Genomic DNA, 19,940 nt, shown 5'->3' with positions numbered 1-19,940 from the left:
AATATCTTAAAGGGCGTCTTCGGGCGCCCTTTTTCGTTTTTCGAATGCCTCTGATTGCGCCAGAGTCGCCAAAGGCGGGGCTCGAGCCACCGCAACCTGTGCCAAAACCAAATCCAACAACTCCCGCCGCAACGCCATCTGCGGCCCGTAAACCTCCGAAATCTGAAGCCAATCCGTAAACCCAAGCGGCGCAAGTCCTGGCATACGCGGCGCACAGGCGCGCGTGGCTTGCTCGGGCGGATGGAACGTATTCAAGATCTCGATCATAACGCAAGTTTAGGTGACCCCGCCCCGAACACCGGCCCAATTTCGACCTCACAAAGACCCGCGCCGCCTCACCAATGCGTGAGGTGCCCCCGTCCCCCCTTGCCCAAATCGCCCCCGCACCCCATTCTCAAATCCTGCAACAAGGAAGTCCAATGCCCCCCCAAAAACTCACTTTTGTCGGCCATGATGGCGACAAGCTCGCCGCCCGTTTTGATCGACCCGACGGACCGCATTTGGCGACCGCGATTTTCGCGCATTGTTTCACCTGTGGCAAAGACATCCCCGCCGCCCGTAGGATTTCTGCGCGCCTTGCCTCAATGGGCATTGCCGTTTTGCGGTTTGATTTCACGGGCTTGGGACATTCAGACGGTGAATTTGGCAATACAAACTTCACCAGCAACGCCCAAGATCTCCTCGCTGCTGCGGCCCATCTTGAGAGTATCGGCTCCCCCGCATCCCTCCTCATCGGCCACTCTTTGGGTGGCGCGGCGGTCCTGCGCGCGGCGCTCTCCTTACCCAACATCAAAGCCGTGGCCACCATCGGCGCCCCTGCCGACCCGTCGCATGTGGCGCATTTATTTGAGAACGATCTCGCGACAATCAACGCCCAAGGCTCCGCCCAAGTCGAACTTGGCGGCCGTCCGGTTACCATTGGTAAAACCTTTATCGACGACATCGCCAACGCCCCCATCCTGCCCGATTTGGCCCAGCTCAAAGCCGCGCTCATGGTGATGCATGCGCCCCGCGATGAAATTGTCAGCATCGACAACGCCGCCGATATTTTCACCGCCGCCAAACACCCCAAAAGTTTCGTCACATTAGATAGCGCCGACCACCTTCTGACCCGCCCCGAAGATGCCGAATATGTCGCCGAAGTGATTGCTACATGGGCCTCGCGCTACCTCAAACTCGCGCCCCCTGCCCCGCCGATTGGCGCGCCCGAAGGGATTGTGCGCGTCTCGGAGGCCGATCCATCGGGCTTCCTGCAAGACGTCACCTCTGGCCCGTTTCATCATGCATTAGCCGATGAACCCCACGCCTATGGCGGCACAAATCAGGGCATGTCGCCCTATGGCTTCCTCGCCGCCGGCCTTGGCGCCTGTACCTCCATGACCATCCGCATGTATGCCCGTCGCAAGAGCTGGCCGCTGGACTCGGTTCAGGTCGACGTGACCCATAATAAGGTCCACGCCCAAGACGCCTGTCAAACGACGCCGCAAAAAATTGATAGTTTCCACCGCGAAATCCACCTCACGGGCTCCCTCGATGCGACCCAACGCGCGCGCCTTCTCGAAATTGCCGATCGCTGCCCCGTGCATCAAACCCTTGAGAAAAAATCCCACATCACGACGGTTCTTGGGGCTAAACGGGACTAAAGCGGCTGGTCATCACATAGTCTTTGCGCGGCCCCGTCACCCGCCAGCGCGAAGACCAGCATGGCCAATCGGCGAAATCATAGGCCACTTGATACACGTCAGGATCGCAAAAATGCGTGGCCACCGTTTGGGCGGGGGTGAAGCTGTGAAACGGACGCCCATCGGCAAACAAAACCTCAATCTCGCCCGCCGCCTCGCGCCAAAAATACCGCCGCTCCGCCTGAATCACCGCCGCCCCAAGATGCAGCTTCCCAACCTCGCGATAGGCCAAGCCCCCCTCGGCCGCGCAAAACCACGCCCGCCCCGAAAACCGCCCCGCCTGACCCGCAATTTCGCTCTGAATATCGCGTTCCAACGCCCATTCGCCGCGAAAATCGGCTAAATCTGGTGAAAAACTCACTTTGTCACGTCCCTTTACGCCGCGTGGCCTTGCCGCCTGTGCCCCGTCAGTCTATGAGAAGCCGCGCGCCTCTGCCATGTCTGTTTCCCTAAAAAAGGCTACCCCATGATCCCTCGTTATTCTCGCCCCGAAATGGTTGCCATTTGGTCACCTGAAACCAAATTCAAAATCTGGTATGAAATCGAGGCCCACGCCTGCGAAGCCATGGCCAATATTGGCGTCATCCCGCGCGAAAACGCCGACGCCGTTTGGAAAGCCAAAGACGTTGAATTTGACGTGGCACGGATCGACGAAATCGAAGCCGAAACCAGACATGACGTCATCGCCTTCCTCACCCACCTTGCCGAGCATGTCGGTTCCGAAGAAGCGCGTTTCGTCCACCAAGGCATGACCAGCTCCGATGTTTTGGACACCTGTTTCAACGTCCAACTCGTGCGCGCTGCCGACATCCTCATTGAGGACGCAAAGGGCCTCATGGCTGCCCTCAAACGCCGCGCCCTTGAGCACAAAGACACCATCCGTATCGGCCGCTCCCACGGCATTCATGCCGAACCAACGACAATGGGCCTCACCTTCGCGCGTTTCTACGCCGAAATGGACCGCAACCTGCGCCGCCTAAAAACTGCCCGCGAAGAAATATCCACAGGCGCGATTTCTGGCGCGGTCGGCACTTTCGCCAATATCGACCCCGCCGTAGAAGAATACGTTTGCGCCCAACTTGGCCTTGAGCCAGAGCCGATCTCAACCCAAGTTATCCCGCGCGACCGCCACGCAGCTTTCTTCGCCGCCCTCGGTGTTGTCTCCTCGACCGTGGAAAACATTTCCACCGAAATCCGCCACATGCAACGCACCGAAGTGCTTGAAGCGGCTGAGTTTTTCTCGATGGGCCAAAAGGGTTCTTCGGCGATGCCGCACAAGAAAAACCCTATCCTCACCGAAAACCTCACAGGCCTCGCGCGTCTTGTCCGCATGACCGTAATCCCCGCGCTCGAAAACGTCGCCCTCTGGCACGAGCGCGATATTTCGCACTCCTCGGTCGAGCGCAACATCGGCCCCGACGCCACAATCACCCTCGATTTCGCCCTCGCGCGTCTCACAAGCGTGATCGACAAACTCCTAGTTTACCCTGAGAATATGCTCGCCAACATGAACAAATTCCCCGGCCTCGTGATGTCCCAACGCGTGCTTCTCGCCCTCACCCAAGCCGGCGTGTCGCGCGAAGAGTCCTACAGCATGGTGCAACGCAACGCGATGAAAGTCTGGGAAACGGGCTGTGATTTCAAAACTGAATTGCTCGCGGACGACGCGGTCGTAAAAGCGCTTGGCGTTGAAGCAATCGAGGAAAAATTCGACCTCGGCTATCACACAAAACACGTCGATACGATCTTTGCACGGGTCTTTGGCAAAAGCTAACCCAGCCCAAATTTCAAACACTTATAATCCCGTCAGACACCTTCTGGCGGGATTTTTCAGACCTACGCCGAAAAACTACTGAGAATTTTCTCTAACCTCCCTTTCTTAAAGCCTCTCTTAACATCTCTGGTGCATTCCTAGGACATCCAGAATGGAGAGACACTCGTGAGCACAGCTTTAGCCCCAATCGGCGATTTCCCCCTAGATTTGCCTCCCATGGGCAATGCCCTTGGAAGTGGCTTTCCCGCCACACCGTCTTTCCCCTCAAATTCCGGCCCCGCCCCCAAACTCTCCCGCGCCCAAAAAGCGGCGATCATCGTGCGCCTGCTCCTCTCGGATGGCGCCAAGCTCCCGATTTCTGATTTTCCCGAGGAATTACAACACACTCTGACCCGTTCTATGGGCAGCATGAAAAGTATCAGTCGCGAGACGATGATCTCCGTTATCGAGGAATTCCTCTCGGAAATCGAGAGTGTCGGCATGTTCTTCCCCGGTGGCCTTGATGGCGCGCTCAAGGTTCTGGAAGGCGCGCTCTCCCCCTCGATGGTCACGCGCTTGCGCCGTGAAGCGGGTGGCGTTTTCTACGGTGACCCTTGGGAAAAAGTCGTCGATCTCCCGCTTGACATTCTCCTCGTGGCGCTGGAATCCGAAGCAATTGAAATTTGCGCCGTGATGATCTCCAAACTCGCCGTGCCCCGCGCCGCCGAACTGCTTGGCATGATTGCGGGCGAACGCGCGCGCCGCATTGCCTATGCGATTTCCCAAACCAAATCCGTCACCCCAGAGGCCGTGCGCCGCATCGGCGTTTCCCTCGCCACCCAACTCAACAACCAGCCCCCCGTCGCCTTTGATGACGACCCCGTTGACCGTGTCGGCGCAATCCTGAACTTCTCGGCCGCCACCCGTCGCGACGAGGTTTTGGATGGGCTGGATGAGGATGACAAAGAGTTCGGCGCCCTTGTGCGCAAGGCGATTTTCACCTTCGCCAATATTCCCCAGCGCATTCACCCCCGCGACATGGCCAAAGTTTTGCGCGGCGTAGATCAGGCCGATCTTGTGACCGCGCTCGCTGCGGCCAAACAAGGGGGAGACAATGCGACCGTCGACTTTGTTCTCGCAAGCATGTCCAAACGACTGTCAGCAAGCCTCCTCGAAGAAATGGAAGAAGCGGGCGTTATCAAAGCCAAAGATTCAGATGATGCCCAAACCAAACTTGTGGCTTCGGTCCGTCAACTTGAGGCGGCGGGCGAAATCTTCCTGAGAATGGATGATGATCCGCCCGAAGATTAATCCAAACGCGCCGCGGCCAAAATCTGGCCATGCCCCGCGCGCTGAATGATGATCGCATGATGCGCGCCCTTGGGATCAACTTTTACCGTAAAAGGCGTTGCGCCGTTCCATTTCTTAAGCACCCGCCAATCGGTCACGATATTGGAATACGACACTTCCCGCCCATTGTTCTCGCCCCCGCGAATTTTTACCGATTGATTTGGCACGAACCGCACCAATTGCACCACCATATCCGCACGTTGCTTGGACTGCGCCTCGATCACGAACAGCGGGCCGTTTTTAACCACCGAAAGCGTGACAGGGGAAACCACGCCCATGGCTTTCTTAATCGCTCGCTCAACATCGGCAGGTTTGTTGCCAACCACATGTTCAACCCCGCCAATCACCATTTGCGGGGTATACACAACCGTCGTTCCCGCCGCGCGGCTATAATTGCGCTGGCGTTCGGTAAAGGCGGGGTCGCCAAAGACATCTTTCCATCCGATGTAGTCCCAATAATCGACATGCAGCCCCAAGGCGATAATGTCGCGACGCTGCGCCAATTGATCCAAAAGCGCATCCGCAGGTGGACAAGACGAGCACCCCTGAGAGGTATAAAGTTCCACGACAACAGGTCCAGACTGCGCATTGGCGGCACCGCAAATCGCACTAAAGCCAAGAGAGAGTGCAAGGGCGCGTGCTGCGCGTGTCCAAATTGCCGTCATAAAATCTTTCCGATACATCTGTTTCTTAACCTTGTATTGAAACACCAGTAAAAGCGCCAATCAACCATTTGCGAGCGCCGCGTGTGGTGCCCGCGCGTCAAAATCGGGAAAAAACCCTCTCTTGGCGTAAAAATCGTGTACAATGGTATACAATAGACGTGCTCCCCTCTTGATTATCGAGTCAAACTGGTCCAAAACCCCTCCAGCGATACCCTATTTTCACTATAAAGGGAGGCCAACATGCCCATCACCGTCGGACACGATTCCTCAAAGACCCGCAAAACACTCACTGTGGGCGACAAGAGCATTTCCTACTATTCCATCCCAGCCGCCCAAGCCGCAGGCCTTGGCGATTTCTCCAAATTGCCAGCCGCGCTGAAAGTTGTTCTTGAGAACATGCTGCGCTTTGAAGATGGCAAAACCGTCTCGGTTGACGACATCAAAGCTTTCGCCGAATGGGGTGCCAACGGTGGCAAAAACCCGCGCGAAATCGCTTACCGCCCTGCCCGCGTTTTGATGCAAGATTTCACCGGCGTTCCTGCCGTGGTTGACCTTGCCGCGATGCGCGACGGGATTGTCGCCCTCGGTGGTGACCCTGAGAAAATCAACCCGCTCAACCCTGTTGATCTGGTGATTGACCACTCCGTGATGATCGACGAATTTGGCAACCCACGTGCGTTCCAAATGAACGTCGACCGCGAATATGAGCGCAACATGGAGCGCTATACCTTCCTGAAATGGGGCCAATCCGCCTTTAACAATTTCCGCGTTGTTCCTCCAGGGACAGGCATCTGTCACCAAGTGAACCTTGAGTATCTCTCGCAAACTGTTTGGACGGACACCGACCAAAACGGCAACGAAGTTGCTTACCCCGACACGCTCGTCGGCACCGATTCCCACACAACTATGGTCAACGGTTTGGCTGTTCTTGGTTGGGGCGTTGGTGGCATCGAGGCCGAAGCTGCGATGCTCGGCCAGCCGATCTCCATGCTCATCCCCGAAGTTGTTGGCTTTGAGCTGACAGGCGCGATGGTCGAAGGCACAACCGGCACCGACCTTGTGCTCAAAGTTGTCGAACTGCTGCGTGCCAAAGGCGTTGTCAGCAAATTCGTTGAATTCTATGGCGCGGGTCTTGATCACCTGCCCCTCGCTGACCGCGCGACAATCGCCAACATGGCGCCAGAATACGGCGCAACATGTGGCTTCTTCCCAATCGATGACGAAACGCTCCGCTACCTGCGTGTTTCTGGCCGCGACGAAGACCGGATTGCCCTCGTCGAAGCCTATGCCAAAGAGAACGGCTTCTGGCGCGACGCGGATTATTCCCCGATTTACACCGACACATTGTCCCTCGATATGGGCACAATCGTTCCTGCGATTTCCGGTCCAAAACGCCCACAAGACTTCGTCGCACTGACAGACGGCAAAACCGAATTCCGTCGCGAAATGGAAGAAACCTTCAAACGTCCAATGGGCAAAGAAGTGGTTGTCACAGGCGAAGATTACACAATGGAATCGGGCAAAGTTGTGATCGCCTCGATCACCTCCTGTACCAACACTTCCAACCCCTACGTGATGATCGGCGCGGGTCTCGTTGCCCGCAAAGCACGCGCTTTGGGTCTTAACCGCCAGCCTTGGGTCAAAACGTCCCTCGCGCCCGGTTCGCAAGTTGTTTCTGCCTACTTAGAGGCGGCTGACCTGCAAGAAGACTTCGACGCACTCGGCTTCAACCTCGTCGGTTACGGCTGCACAACCTGCATCGGTAACTCGGGACCGATCCAAGCGGAAATCTCCGCCGCCATCGCCGAAGGCGACCTCGTGGCAACCTCCGTTCTGTCTGGTAACCGCAACTTTGAGGGCCGTATTTCCCCCGACGTGCGCGCTAACTACCTTGCCTCGCCGCCCCTCGTTGTGGCCTATGCCATCGCCGGAACCTTGGACATTAACCTTGCATCTGACGTGCTTGGCCAAGACCAAAACGGCAATGATGTTTACCTAAAAGACATCTGGCCCTCGACACAGGAAATCGCGGATTTGGTTGAAAAGACCGTGACCCGCGAAGCCTTCCAAAGCAAATATGCCGACGTCTTCAAGGGCGACGATAAATGGCAGGGCGTCAAAACCACAGATAGCGTCACCTACGACTGGCCCCCAACTTCGACCTACGTGCAAAACCCGCCGTACTTCCAAGGCATGAGCCCCGAACCAGGTGTGATCACCAACATCCACGACGCCAAAGTTCTGGCCGTTTTGGGCGATATGATCACCACCGACCACATCTCTCCAGCGGGTGGTTTCGCGACCACAAGCCCTGCGGGTAAGTATCTGATCGAGCGCCAAGTCGCCCCACGGGAGTTCAACTCCTATGGTTCGCGTCGCGGCAACCACGAGATCATGATGCGCGGCACTTTCGCCAATATCCGCATCAAAAACGAGATGCTGCACAACGTTGAAGGCGGCTATACAAACGGTCCCGACGGCAAAGAAACCTCGATCTACGACGCGTCCATGGCCTATCAAGATGCCGGAACACCGCTCGTTGTCTTTGGCGGCGAACAATACGGTGCGGGCTCTTCACGTGACTGGGCGGCCAAAGGAACGGCCCTCCTCGGCGTCAAAGCTGTGATTGCGGAAAGTTTTGAACGTATTCACCGTTCCAACCTCGTTGGCTTCGGCGTTATCCCGTTCGAATTTACAAACGGCGACACGCGCAAAACGCTTGGCCTCACTGGCGAAGAAACGGTCTCAATCAGCGGTTTGGACAGCATTAAGCCCCTCCAAGAGGTGCCCTGCACGATCACGATGGCGGACGGTTCCGTCAAAGAGATCATGCTCAAGTGCCGGATCGACACTGCGATTGAAGTTGAGTACGTCGAACACGGCGGCGTGTTGCACTATGTGCTGCGCAACCTTGCTAAGTCCTAAGTTTCAAAGGCTTAACTACCGAATCTAGACAACTTAAGCGCCTCGCAGGTTTTGCGGGGCGCCTTTTTACATCTTAAAGGCGAAAGTACCCTTCGTTGGAAACAGTGAAATTCCCAAGAGACCGCCTATGGAGCCATTGGCGTTCTAGCCTTGTTAATAAATAGATGCGACACTCTAGGTATGAAAATTTCCAAGATAAAATTGATTCCCGTAGGACTGCCATTCTCATGGCCATTGCTCGAAACAGCCGGATTTCTATTATTAATTTTTCTGACGCACGCTCCTCACTAGGGTTGCCCAGCGTTCTCGGGCCTCCCCTCTTAAGGGGTGGCCTCTTCTATGGCGGGAAGGATCGTTTCCTTCATCACGCGCTGGGTAATCGGGCCAGCAAAGCGCAAAATTACCTCTCCGTCACCATCGATCACGAAGGTTTCCGGAACCCCGTATACCCCCCAATCACGCCCCGTGCGCCCCGTATCATCCGCGCTAATTGTCGCGAAGGGATCGCCAAGCTCAGCTAGGAACCGCGCCGCGGCCTCTGGTTTGTCTTTGTAGTTCAAGCCGTGGATTGTAATGCCCGTTTGCGCCATTTCCTCAAGCTGCGGATGTTCGGCACGGCACGGCACGCACCAACTTGCCCAGAAATTCACCAGCTTCACACCTGGCAGCGCGAGGGTTTCGGCGGAGAGCACGTCGCTGCCTTCAAACGAGGAAAGCGTTAACACGGGCACCTCTTTGCCAATAAGAACGCTTGGCAAAGCACTCGGGTCCTCGCGGTACATGCCGACATAGAAAACGGCTGCAAGCCCCGCAAAAAGGAGGGGGGGGACAACGGCCCAAGGTGATATTCTAGCCATTTTCATTCCTGTTTTTAAGCGCTTCACGCCGATTTTCAACTTCACGCAGCGCATCCGCAACGCGGCGGCTTTTCACCACGGTCATGGCAATCAACACCGCCAATAAAACCGCCGTGGCGGCATAGGCCGCCATGACTTCACTCGCATATTTTCCAAGTTCTGGCATCATACCGAACGCTCCCTTGCCAGCAGCGCATTCAACCGCCGCACACGAATTTCGGTCCGTGTACGCATCAAAACAAGCGCCACAAACAAGAGGATAAAACCGGCCATACAAAGGTACAGCGGATAGGCAAAAACATCAGAGACATTCTCTTCTTTGTCCAACGACAAGCTCGCCCCTTGATGCAGGCCTTGGTTCCAAAACAGCACCGCATAGCGCGACAAAAGCGCGAAAACAGATCCGACAAGGCACAAAACGGCCGTTAAATCGGCGGCGGTATCAGGATTGTCGATCGCTTCCCAAAGGGCCACATAGCCAAGGTAAAATAGCAACAAGATAAGGAAAGACGTCAAACGCGGATCCCATTCCCACGCGGTCCCCCACATCGGTTGCCCCCAAATCGCGCCCGTAATCAGCGCAATCAGCGTCATGACAATGCCGATCGGTGCCGCCGCTTTGGCCGCCAGCGCACTCACATGGTGCCGCCGCACCAGCCAGATCAAACTCGTAACCAACATCATCAACCACGCATTGATCGCCATAAGCGCCGCTGGCACGTGCAAAAACATGATTTTCACCGTCGCGCCTTGGCGATAATCTTCAGGCGTAAAGAAGAACCCCCAAACAAGACCGCCGACCAACGTCACGACCGCAAGCGCAATCACCCACGGCAAGATAGTGCCGGAGGTTACCATGAATTTTCGCGGATTTGCATATTCCCAAAGTGACATGGCCGGACCCTAAATTGAGTTAAACATTTGCGCAATCACCCTACACGGGTTTGTGTTAACGCAGGTTGATACGGATTGCCGCAGCCGAGGCAAAAGGCAGGATTGCCAAGGACGCAAGCGTGATGGCCGCGAGCAAAAGCAGAGGCGTTTGTACCTCCATGCCACTCGCTCCACGGCGCAGAGTTTCTGCCCCAAAAATCAACGTCGGCACATACATCGGCAACACCAGAATCGACAACAGCAACCCACCGCGTTTCAACCCCACCGTCAGCGCCGCGCCAAACGTGCCGATCACCGAAAGCGCAGGTGTGCCAATCGCCAGCGTCGCCACCAACCACACGAATGCCTCCGGCGTCATATTCAAAAGCACCGCCAAAACAGGCGCAACCAGCGTCAGCGGCACCCCCGTCGTCACCCAATGCGCCATGGCTTTTACCGCCACAACCCCTTCAAGCGGTAGGGGCGAAGTCGCCATAAGATCAAGCGAGCCGTCTTCGTAATCCAGCGCAAAAAGGCGATCAAGCGACAAAAGGCACGCCAAAAGCGCCCCGACCCACAAAACCCCCGGCGCGATCACCCGTAGCACACTGGTCTGCGGTCCCACCCCGAATGGAATCAACACTACCACGATCAAAAAGAACGCAAGCCCAAGCCCAAAGCCGCCGCCCGACCGCACAGCAAGGCGAATATCCCGCCAGAAAAGCGCTCTCACAGGAAAGCCTCATCAAAATCTGCGTCACTCATGCGGGCCGCCTTAAACGGCGCAAGTTCAAGGGTTTGCGCGTCAAAACCAAGGTCGATATGGGTGGCAATCACCGCCGCCCCGCCAGCACTGAGATGACCTTGCACCGCCTGTGCAAAAAGCGCCGTGCTGTCCCGATCCAGTGAAATCGTTGGTTCATCCATCACCCAGATCGGCCGCCCCGTCACCAGCATCCGCGCCAGCCCCAACCGCCGCTTTTGTCCCGCCGACAACGTATGCGCGGGGCGATCTCGCAAATCCAGCAGGTTCATTTGATCAAGGGCCGCGTCAATCTCCACCGTGCCAAAAACACGCGCCCAAAACCATAGGTTCTCGGCCACAGTCAACGTCGGTTTCACCCCATCTGCGTGCGAGGCATAGGCGATACCCTCTGGCCAATGCGCGCCCGAAATCGCCCCCGTCACGGCGGGTTGCAACCCCGCCAAGGTGCGCAAAAGCGTCGTCTTGCCGATCCCGTTAGGACCGCGCAAGAAAACGGCCTGCCCCGCGTCCAGCGCAAAGGAAACCCCCGCCAAGACCGCGACGCCGCCGCGCTGCACTGTAAGATTTTCAACCTGCAATATCATAGGGAAAGGCCTAGACTATTGCGCCCAACAAATGCAAGGAATTCAGACAGGCAAGGCCGCAAGCCCAATGCGCCGCCCCTCACTCAAAAGCACATTATACGTCCGACAGGCCGTGGGCGTCGCCATCAGTTCCACGCCAATGCCAGCCCCCTCAAGGGCGGCGCGCACACCCGCAGGAAGCGCGGCAATCTCGGCCCCAACGCCCACAAACAATACGTCCAAATCATCGGCAGCTTTTAGCAATGGCGCGAGGTCATCAAACCCCTGCCATTCAACAACACCGCTCGGCATCAAGGCCATCGGCCCTGTATGAACCTCGCCCAAAATGCGAAAAAATCCGGGGCCGTAACCGTCCACAGGAACCACATCGCCATATGTTACTTCGGTAAATTTCATAACGTGTTTTTACCCCTAATTCGTAAGTCCGACAAGTCTGGAGACCGCCAAGGCAAAAAAAATGCCAGCCCGTTATGGGCCAGCACTGTGTTTTAAGCTTCCGCTTGTTCCGCGGCGGGATCACCTTGTTCTTTTGACCAATCGCGTGTCACACCAAGGCGCAACAGGATCGCGGAGGCCACGAAAATCGAGCTATATGTCCCGACTACAACGCCCCAAATCATCGCGAAAACAAACCCGCGGATCACGTCGCCACCCAAGATAAACAGGGCAATTAGCGCGATCAATGTGGTTACCGATGTCATCACGGTACGGCTCAAGGTTTCGTTGATTGACTGGTTCAAAACATCCCGCAAGGGCCGTGTTTTATAGCGACGCAAGTTCTCGCGCACACGGTCAAACACAACCACAGTGTCGTTGAGAGAATACCCCACGATGGTCAAAAGTGCCGCAATAATCGCCAGATCAAACCGGATTTGCACAAGGCTAAACACCCCGATCGTCAGCACCACATCGTGGATAAGCGCCACAACCGCGCCAACCGAAAACTGCCATTCAAACCGCAGCCAGATGTAAAACAACACCGCCGCCATCGCCGCCACAATCGCAAGAACCGCCGTTTGCACCAACTCGCCCGAGACCTTCGGGCCTACCGAATTGACCTCTGGAAACGTCAGGGTGCTGTCGGTCGCCAGAAGCGCCTCTTTCACCGATGTGATCATGTCGATGGACACGCTTTCCGCGCCCTCTTGGGCTTGGATGCGGATTTGTGCCGCATTCAAATCGGCATTGGTGGGATCAAAGATTTCCGTGATCGATACGTCGCCCAAATTGAGCGGCGTAAGGGCGTCCCGATAGGCGCCCACGTCCACCGAAATGTCGGAATCCGTGCGGATGGTTGTGCCACCCTTAAAGTCGATTCCGAAGTTCAGACCCATGGTGAAGAACAAGATAACCGACACCACCACCGCGAGCGCCGAGGCGCCCAAAGTGATTTTGGTGGTCGAAAAGAAATCCCAATTGCTTTCCGAAGGAACAAGTTTCAAACGCATCTTTATACCTCGATCGTTTTGGGACGTGTACGTTCAAACCACATCACAATGATCAAACGGGTCACGAAAATGGCCGTAAAGACCGATGTGATAATGCCAATACCCAGCGTAATCGCGAAGCCTTTGACGGGGCCAGAGCCCATGGCAAACAGGATAAACGCCGTAATCAGTGTGGTGACGTTCGCGTCGATAATCGCACTCAGCGCTTTTTCATAGCCAAGTTCAATCGCCCGCACAGGCCCGCGCGCCGCCTTGAGTTCTTCGCGAATCCGCTCAAAAATCAGCACGTTGGCATCCACCGCCATACCAATCGTCAAAACGATCCCCGCAATCCCGGGAAGGGTCAGGGTCGCGCCAAAGACGCTCAGAATGCCGAAAATAAGCCCGACGTTGATGATTAGCGCGATATTGGCAAACAGGCCAAACATTCCATACGATAGCATCATAAAGATCAGCACACCCGCAAAGGCGATGATGCAAGCAATCCGCCCAGCATCAATACTGTCTTGGCCCAATTCTGGCCCAACAGTGCGTTCTTCGAGGAAAGTCATCTTGGCTGGCAACGCCCCCGCCCGCAGCAAAATCGCCAGATGCGTGGTTTCGGCAATATCAAAGTTCCCCGTGATAATCCCCGATCCACCTGGAATGTGGCTTTGGATGGTCGGCGCCGAGATCACCTCGTTATCGAGGACAATCGCAAACGGCGACCCGATGTTTTCCAGCGTATAATCGCCAAATTTGCGCGACCCAGACCCGTTGAACGTAAAGCTCACGGCGGGACGGCCATTTTGGTCAAAACTCGGTTGCGCATTGGTCAGGTCTTCACCCGTCACAACAGCCGTTTTCTCGACAATGTAATAGACACCCTCTTCGTCAACCGACTTAAGGACTTCGTTGCGCGAATCCGTCCGTGCATCGGCGCTTGTTGCGCGCCCAGTCACAGGTTTAAATTCCAACTTCGCGGTCGAACCGATCAGTGTTTTCAACTCTTCCGCCGAACCAATTCCGGGCACCTGAATAAGGATACGATCCTCGCCAATGCTCTGAATTGTCGGCTCGCGCGTGCCTGCCGCATCCACACGGTTGCGCACGATTTCAAGCGATGTTGCCATGGTCCGCAAATCGGTTGCCACACGTTCGGCCTCCGACAGCTTCACAACAATAACGTCGCCTTCACCCGTCACTTCCAGATCGGTGTGGCCGATACTTGTAAGGCTTACAACGGGTTGCGCCAATGTCCGCACAATCTCAATCGCCCGTTGCAATCCGGCGGGCGTGTTGATCTGAACGTGTAATTCGCCCTCGGGCGCGTCTTTTACCTGACGCACACCGCCAACAACATCGCTCTCAACCCGCAACGCATCCCGCACATCGGGCCACATGCCCTCCATCCGCGACGCGTAAACTTCCGCGAGGTTCACTTGCGCCAGCAAATGCGCCCCGCCGCGAAGATCAAGCCCCAGATTGACCAGATTTGACGGCAGATAATCAGGCCAAAGCGCCGCTTCTGCCTGATTTTCGGGTGTATTAAACCCAGCCTCAATCGCCGCAACGGCGTCGTTGTGGCGCTCTACCCGTGGGTAAAACACATTGGGAAGCGCAAGGACCACACCAAGGGCAACGAGTCCCCAAATGGTAATCCGCTTCCATAAAGCGATACTCAGCATCTTTTCCGCCTGTTCTTAGACAATCGTATTAGGATATTGTTTTTGTTGATTATTTAGCTGGTTCTGTCTTGTTCAAAACCTGCGCGATCGTCGATTGAACCACGCGCACTTTTACGCCCTCGGCCAATTCAACTTCAACTTCATTGTTATCTTTAACCTTGGAAACCTTGCCGATCAAACCGCCCTGTGTGACCACTTGGTCGCCACGGTGCAGCGCCGCAACCATCGCTTTGTGCTCTTTGAGCTTCTTTTGCTGGGGGCGGATCATCAGGAAATACATGATGGCGAAAATCGCGATGAGGGGCACAAATTGCAAGATAGCACTGGAAGAGCCACCAGCGGCTTGGGCATATGCAGGGGTCACGAACATTTGGTCGTCCTTTTCTTGGGTTTAGTGGTGCATTTGCACCGTATTGGCTGGCGGGCACCCTAAAGGCGCGTTTACAGAATCACAAGCTAAACACCCGACCCCACAGGACATATGCAGCCTGTTGTCCCAATGCCAGTGCAGCGCTAACACTATTGCAACTGAATTGAGGTCTTAATGCGTGATTCTGAGAACAACCCGAATATCCTTCAAGCCCTTTGGCTGCGCCTAAAACGCGTGGGTTCGTCGATCGCGACCTATAAACCGGGCATCTTTGTACAAGTTTTGGCGGTTTTGCCCCTTTGCTGGCTTTTCTATCTGTACTCCTATCCAATTTGGAGCCCCAAACTAGAAAGCCTTGACCCAGACGTTCGAAAAAGTGGCTACATTCAAGCCTTCACTTACACCTTCGGTCCAGTCCTAGCCTGGCAGGTGAAGCGCCTTCTTGACCGGCTCCCAAATCCTTTAGAACGATTTGCGAAACGTCTAGAACGATTTTTGAAACGTCGTAAAACCAAAGGTTCCCAACCCAAATAAAACGCGCTAAAAGCTCTCCAAGATCACCCCAATAAAGGACAGCTCCCATGCACGACATTCGCCAAATCCGCGAAAATCCCGCCGCTTTTGATGCCGCTATGGCACGTCGGGGCCTGTCGTCTTTGTCCTCCGAAATCCTCGCCGTTGATACCGCCCGCCGTGAGAAAATCATGGCCGCCGAAGAGGCCCTCGCGACCCGCAACAAGGCCAGCAAAGAAGTTGGCGCGGCCAAGGCCCGTGGCGACGACGCCGAGTTTGAACGCCTCCGTGCGCTGGTCTCCGAGAAAAAGGCCGAAATCGCTACCCTCGAAGAAGAATCCAAGATTGAAGACGCCCGCCTGCGCGACATGCTGATGGTCATCCCCAATATCGTGGCCGACGATGTGCCCGAGGGCGCGGACGAGAGCGAAAACCAAGAAATGCACACATGGGGCACCCTCCCCACCTATGATTTCGCCCCCAAGGAACATTTTGAGTTGGCAGGCACCGCGGCCTCCCTCGATTTCGAAACCGCTGGCAAAATCTCGGGCGCGCGTTTCGTGATGCTCAAAGGTGCCGTCGCCCGCGTCCACCGCGCCCTCGCCCAATTCATGCTCGACACCCATGTCGATGAAAACGGCCTGACCGAAATCAACCCGCCCGTTTTGGTCCGCGACGACGCCATGACAGGCACCGATAAATTGCCCAAATTCGGCGAAGACAGCTACCAGACAACCAACGGCTGGTGGCTCGTGCCAACCGCCGAAGTCCCCCTCACTTATAGCGTCGCCGAGGGCACCCTCGCCGCCGAAGACCTGCCCCGCCGCATGGTCGCGCATACTTTGTGTTTCCGCTCCGAAGCTGGCTCCGCAGGCCGCGACACCTCTGGTATGTTGCGCCAGCACCAGTTCGAAAAAGTCGAGATGGTCTCGATCATGCATCCCGACGAGTCGGACGCCGAACTTGAGCGCATGACCAAATGCGCCGAGGGCATCCTTGAGAAACTCGACCTGCCCTATCGCACGGTCAAACTCTGCACAGGCGACATCGGTTTTGGCGCAAAACGCACCTATGATATCGAAGTGTGGCTCCCCGGTCAAAACGCCTACCGCGAGATCAGTTCCTGCTCCACCACAGGCGATTTCCAAGCCCGCCGCATGAACGCCCGCTTCAAACCTGCGGACGGCGGCAAACCCGAATTCGTCCACACCCTAAACGGCTCCGGCCTCGCCGTCGGACGCTGCCTCATTGCGGTCCTAGAAAACGGCCAACAAGCCGACGGCTCCGTCACCCTCCCCGCCGTTTTGCACCCCTACCTCGGCGGCAAAACCCGCATCACCTCCGAGGGCGCTTTGGCCTAAGCCACTTCCCACAAGACACGAAAAAGGGGCCCGTTGAGGCCCCTTTTTTTATTCCAGAATGTTTAAACTTTTTAAAAAGTGCCTCTCAGAGGTTTTAAACTTTTTAAAAAACGCCCTACCACGTCTTCTTGGCGGTCGGTTTCCCAAGGTGCTTGCGCAAACGCGACGGCGTCGATTTCTTCTTATCCTTAAACGGATTCTGCGACGCCTGACTGCGCATATGCAGACGGATCGGAGTCCCTGGCATTTCAAAGTCGAGCCGCAATCCATTGACAAGATACCGAGAATAACTTTCGGGCAATTTTTCCGGCAAGCTACACATCACCACAAACCCCGGTGGGCGTGTTTTCACCTGTGTCATATAGCGTAATTTGATCCGACGACCCGACGGTGCGGGCGGCGGATGCGCCTCAACCATCGCCATCAACCAGCGGTTCAAATGACTTGTCGTAATCCGTGTGTTCCAAACATCATGGGCCTTCATGATCGCTTCGTGCAGACGGTCCATGCCCTTGCCGGTTTTGGCCGAAATCGTCACCATCGGCACGCCGCGCAACTGGGGTAAATGCAGTTCAAGACTCTCGCGTAACTGCTTGAGTTTAGATTGTTTATCCGGTTCCGTGTCCCATTTATTAACAGCGATAACAACCGCGCGCCCTTCACGTTCCACAAGGTCGGCAAGCTTCAGGTCTTGGGTCTCAAATGGGATTTCAACGTCCAGCAAAACCACCACAACTTCGGCGAACTTAACGGCGCGAATACCATCGGAAACCGAGAGTTTCTCAAGCTTTTCCTGCACCTTAGCCCGTTTGCGCATGCCTGCGGTATCAAACACGCGCACAGGTGTGCCTTCCCAAACAGTCTGCACCGAGATCGCATCGCGCGTGATCCCCGCCTCTGGACCAACAAGCATCCGCTCCTCGCCCAAAAGTTGGTTCACAAGGGTGGATTTCCCCGCATTGGGACGCCCACAAATTGCGATTTGCAGCGGCTGTTCTTTGGTCGGAACGCGGGGACCTTCTTCTTCGTCATCATCCGAGACGTCAACATCGACTTCTGGCTCGGCCGAATAGGTCTTGGCGGCAAGTTCCTCGGAAATCGGCAGCAACATCGAATACAAATCCGACATGCCTTCGCCGTGTTCACCAGATAGCCGAAGAGGCTCGCCAAGGCCCAAAGAATAGGCCTCGAGCACGCCCCCTTCGGCGGCGTTTCCCTCGGCCTTATTCGCGGCAACAATAACATGCGCGTTCTTTTTGCGCAGGATTTCGGCAAACACGCGGTCCGTGGAGGTCACCCCGACGCGCGCGTCAATCACGAACAGGCAGATGTCAGCCATACTGACGGCACGTTCAGTGAGCGCACGCATGCGTCCCTGAAGGCTCTCGTCCGTGGCTTCTTCAAGGCCCGCCGTATCAATGACGGTGAAATTCAAGTCGCCAAGCCGCGCGGCACCTTCGCGCAGGTCTCGTGTGACGCCCGGTTGGTCATCCACCAACGCAAGACGTTTACCGACCAAACGGTTAAACAAAGTGGATTTGCCCACATTCGGGCGGCCCACGATGGCAAGGGTAAAGCTCATTTTATGCTCCAATGCACGGATCAGGCGCGTCCGTAACATGATTTGCGCAGGAACGGAAAGCCCCTGCGTAAAGAATTCCTAAGATATCGGGGTGCCGCACCTAGCGATAGGCGCGCAAAGCCCCATCGCCGGTGACGATATAGAGTGTGTTGTTGACGACGATTGGCGCTGTGGTTGCCCCTTCAGGCAGCGGGACCGTCGATAAAAGCTGGCCGTTTTGCGGATCAAAGGAGCGTAGCACGCCATCGCTCGACCCCACCCAAAGGCGTCCGCCCGCAAGGACAGGGCCGTAATGGGCATAGATTGTTTTGCGTTTCTTGATCTTTTCCTCAACAAAATAAGGCAGATCAACTTTCCACAAGGTTTCGCCCGTCGCCGCACTCAAACGCACGAGGGCGGATTGATCGTTGACCAGAAACACCGAGTTGCCCTCAGGCCAAACGGGACCATAAGCCCCCTCTTGCGCGGTCCAAACGACATCGCCGTTGGCGCGGTTGAATTTAATCGTGCGCCCAGAAGCATTCCCCGCATAGACCGTATTGCCAAGGATCACAGGCTCGCTGGTGATATCAGTGATGCCCGCGTAGGCCGAGTCGACGCGACGGCCAGAAATCGTCGTGCTCCACAGACGGACGCCGCCTTGCGGGAAGGTGGCGATCATTTCGCCCGTGCTGAACGGGAAAATCGCGACATCATTAGTTGCCGCGGGGGCCGCGCCGCCAATGATGCCGGAATCGCTTGGCGCGTTGGCCAATTGCCATTTAACGCGCCCGTCGCTCAGATTGACCGCCCAAGCCACATTGTTGCGCGAAATGGCATAGACCAAGCCGTTATAGATTGTCGGAGGGCTTGCGATATTTGCATCCACCCGTTGCGCCCAGACTTCGCCACCTGTTTTCACATCCAGTGCCACCATCTCGCCAAATCCCGTCGTGGCGACCAAGATGTCACCCGAAATCGCCAGGCCGCCGCCCGAAACATCCTCTGGCGAATCTGTGATCGGCGTCAGGTTGCGCTTCCAAAGGAGCGCGCCGCTGGTGTTATGCGCCATGACCAGTGATTGGCTGTCCATGGTGAAAATCCGGCCGTCTTTGGCGACGGGGGTGGTTGAAATCCGGTACTTGCGACTGTCACCCTCGCCGATATCCACACTCCAAAGGGGGCGGATGGTTTGGGCCAAGGCAGGGTGGTCAATGTGATGTTGTGGGGACCCGTTGGAATGGGTCCACGCGCTGTTGGTCACGGGGCGACGCGCCGAAAAGCTGGGCGCTGGCGGAAGCGTAACTTCGGCGCGGGTTTCGACAACCATTGCGGTTGCAGGCTCTTGAGCGCCAAAAGGCGCGCGCAAACCAATCCGCTCGCCCGGAAGAATAACTTCATCCTTGGCACAGGCCGCCAACAAAGCAACCACAGCAAGCCCCGCAAAAAGATGCGCGGCCTTTTTGAGTCCGAACCGTGAGGGCGCGAAAACAGAAGTTGTTTTGGCGGACTCGAGTGCAAATTTCGGTAGCACTGGGTTCATGTTAAGCTCCACTCAAATTCCT

General features: G+C 56.1%; 20 protein-coding genes. 6 read left to right on the top strand and 14 right to left on the bottom strand.

Annotation, left to right across the window (positions count from 1 at the left end; translation table 11 throughout):
* Nucleotides 1-6: 6 nt before the first annotated feature.
* Complete coding sequence (locus AB9F26_RS05005; RefSeq protein ID WP_369757504.1) at nt 7-267, bottom strand: hypothetical protein; 261 nt, start codon at nt 265-267, stop codon at nt 7-9.
* A gap of 152 nt (nt 268-419) precedes the next feature.
* Here AB9F26_RS05005 and AB9F26_RS05000 point away from each other — a divergent pair, with 152 nt between their 5' ends.
* A complete protein-coding gene (locus AB9F26_RS05000) occupies nt 420-1,643 on the top strand; it encodes an alpha/beta fold hydrolase (RefSeq protein WP_369767434.1) in 1,224 nt (407 codons plus the stop codon).
* Here AB9F26_RS05000 and AB9F26_RS04995 read toward each other — a convergent pair.
* Nucleotides 1,630-2,043 carry a DUF6314 family protein gene (locus tag AB9F26_RS04995; protein ID WP_369767433.1) on the bottom strand — a complete coding sequence of 138 codons (414 nt, stop codon included), beginning with the start codon at nt 2,041-2,043 and terminating at the stop codon, nt 1,630-1,632. The genes AB9F26_RS05000 and AB9F26_RS04995 overlap by 14 nt on opposite strands.
* A 105-nt stretch (nt 2,044-2,148) precedes the next feature.
* Here AB9F26_RS04995 and purB point away from each other — a divergent pair, with 105 nt between their 5' ends.
* Both purB and AB9F26_RS04985 read left to right on the top strand, forming a co-directional pair.
* Nucleotides 2,149-3,456 (top strand): adenylosuccinate lyase, encoded by a 1,308-nt coding sequence (gene purB, locus AB9F26_RS04990; protein ID WP_369755448.1) that lies wholly within the window; start codon nt 2,149-2,151, stop codon nt 3,454-3,456.
* A 165-nt stretch (nt 3,457-3,621) separates the two neighbouring features.
* Complete coding sequence (locus tag AB9F26_RS04985) at nt 3,622-4,746, top strand: flagellar motor switch protein FliG (protein WP_369767432.1); 1,125 nt, start codon at nt 3,622-3,624, stop codon at nt 4,744-4,746.
* Here AB9F26_RS04985 and AB9F26_RS04980 read toward each other — a convergent pair.
* The gene (locus AB9F26_RS04980) at nt 4,743-5,450 is read right to left on the bottom strand and encodes a DUF1223 domain-containing protein (protein ID WP_335584836.1); all 708 of its coding nucleotides are present in this window, start codon (nt 5,448-5,450) and stop codon (nt 4,743-4,745) included. The two genes, AB9F26_RS04985 and AB9F26_RS04980, sit on opposite strands and share 4 nt — an antisense overlap.
* A 240-nt stretch (nt 5,451-5,690) precedes the next feature.
* Between AB9F26_RS04980 and acnA the strand changes: the two genes are divergently transcribed.
* Nucleotides 5,691-8,375: an aconitate hydratase AcnA gene (gene acnA, locus AB9F26_RS04975; RefSeq protein ID WP_369767431.1), complete on the top strand. Its 2,685-nt coding sequence runs from the start codon at nt 5,691-5,693 to the stop codon at nt 8,373-8,375.
* Nucleotides 8,376-8,695: 320 nt separating this feature from the next.
* Here the strand turns inward: acnA and AB9F26_RS04970 are convergent, their stop codons facing one another.
* The 9 genes from AB9F26_RS04970 to yajC form a co-directional block, all read right to left on the bottom strand.
* The gene (locus tag AB9F26_RS04970) at nt 8,696-9,232 is read right to left on the bottom strand and encodes a DsbE family thiol:disulfide interchange protein (RefSeq protein ID WP_369767430.1); all 537 of its coding nucleotides are present in this window, start codon (nt 9,230-9,232) and stop codon (nt 8,696-8,698) included.
* Nucleotides 9,225-9,401 carry a heme exporter protein CcmD gene (ccmD, locus tag AB9F26_RS04965; protein ID WP_369767429.1) on the bottom strand — a complete coding sequence of 59 codons (177 nt, stop codon included), beginning with the start codon at nt 9,399-9,401 and terminating at the stop codon, nt 9,225-9,227. Before ccmD ends, AB9F26_RS04970 begins: the two co-directional genes overlap by 8 nt.
* Nucleotides 9,398-10,126: a heme ABC transporter permease gene (locus AB9F26_RS04960; protein ID WP_335584833.1), complete on the bottom strand. Its 729-nt coding sequence runs from the start codon at nt 10,124-10,126 to the stop codon at nt 9,398-9,400. The genes ccmD and AB9F26_RS04960 overlap by 4 nt, the downstream gene beginning before the upstream one ends.
* A 55-nt stretch (nt 10,127-10,181) precedes the next feature.
* Nucleotides 10,182-10,838: a heme exporter protein CcmB gene (ccmB, locus tag AB9F26_RS04955; protein WP_039001272.1), complete on the bottom strand. Its 657-nt coding sequence runs from the start codon at nt 10,836-10,838 to the stop codon at nt 10,182-10,184.
* Nucleotides 10,835-11,455 (bottom strand): heme ABC exporter ATP-binding protein CcmA, encoded by a 621-nt coding sequence (gene ccmA / locus AB9F26_RS04950; RefSeq protein WP_369767428.1) that lies wholly within the window; start codon nt 11,453-11,455, stop codon nt 10,835-10,837. Before ccmA ends, ccmB begins: the two co-directional genes overlap by 4 nt.
* Nucleotides 11,456-11,497: 42 nt before the next feature.
* On the bottom strand, nt 11,498-11,851 hold the full coding sequence (locus AB9F26_RS04945) for an Mth938-like domain-containing protein (protein ID WP_039001270.1): 354 nt from the start codon (nt 11,849-11,851) through the stop codon (nt 11,498-11,500).
* A 92-nt stretch (nt 11,852-11,943) separates the two neighbouring features.
* On the bottom strand, nt 11,944-12,903 hold the full coding sequence (gene secF / locus AB9F26_RS04940; protein WP_369755454.1) for a protein translocase subunit SecF: 960 nt from the start codon (nt 12,901-12,903) through the stop codon (nt 11,944-11,946).
* Nucleotides 12,904-12,905: 2 nt separating this feature from the next.
* Nucleotides 12,906-14,570, bottom strand: coding sequence for a protein translocase subunit SecD (gene secD / locus AB9F26_RS04935; protein WP_369767427.1), 1,665 nt, complete (start codon nt 14,568-14,570; stop codon nt 12,906-12,908).
* A 49-nt stretch (nt 14,571-14,619) separates the two neighbouring features.
* Complete coding sequence (gene yajC / locus AB9F26_RS04930; protein ID WP_052274717.1) at nt 14,620-14,940, bottom strand: preprotein translocase subunit YajC; 321 nt, start codon at nt 14,938-14,940, stop codon at nt 14,620-14,622.
* A gap of 174 nt (nt 14,941-15,114) precedes the next feature.
* Here yajC and AB9F26_RS04925 point away from each other — a divergent pair, with 174 nt between their 5' ends.
* Both AB9F26_RS04925 and serS read left to right on the top strand, forming a co-directional pair.
* Nucleotides 15,115-15,474, top strand: coding sequence for a hypothetical protein (locus AB9F26_RS04925; RefSeq protein ID WP_369767426.1), 360 nt, complete (start codon nt 15,115-15,117; stop codon nt 15,472-15,474).
* 47 nt (nt 15,475-15,521) lie between these two features.
* A complete protein-coding gene (serS, locus tag AB9F26_RS04920) occupies nt 15,522-16,814 on the top strand; it encodes a serine--tRNA ligase (RefSeq protein ID WP_369767425.1) in 1,293 nt (430 codons plus the stop codon).
* 115 nt (nt 16,815-16,929) lie between these two features.
* On the opposite strand, the gene der is transcribed toward serS, so the two are convergent.
* Entirely contained in the window at nt 16,930-18,396 is a 1,467-nt protein-coding gene (der, locus tag AB9F26_RS04915) for a ribosome biogenesis GTPase Der (protein WP_039001265.1), read from the bottom strand.
* Between the two features lie 100 nt (nt 18,397-18,496).
* Complete coding sequence (locus tag AB9F26_RS04910; protein ID WP_369767424.1) at nt 18,497-19,918, bottom strand: PQQ-binding-like beta-propeller repeat protein; 1,422 nt, start codon at nt 19,916-19,918, stop codon at nt 18,497-18,499.
* Between the last annotated feature and the right edge of the window lie 22 nt (nt 19,919-19,940).

Source organism: Falsihalocynthiibacter sp. BN13B15, assembly GCF_041205415.1.
GTDB classification, from domain to species: Bacteria; Pseudomonadota; Alphaproteobacteria; order Rhodobacterales; family Rhodobacteraceae; genus Falsihalocynthiibacter; species Falsihalocynthiibacter arcticus.
This window is presented reverse-complemented; position numbering and strand designations above follow the sequence as displayed.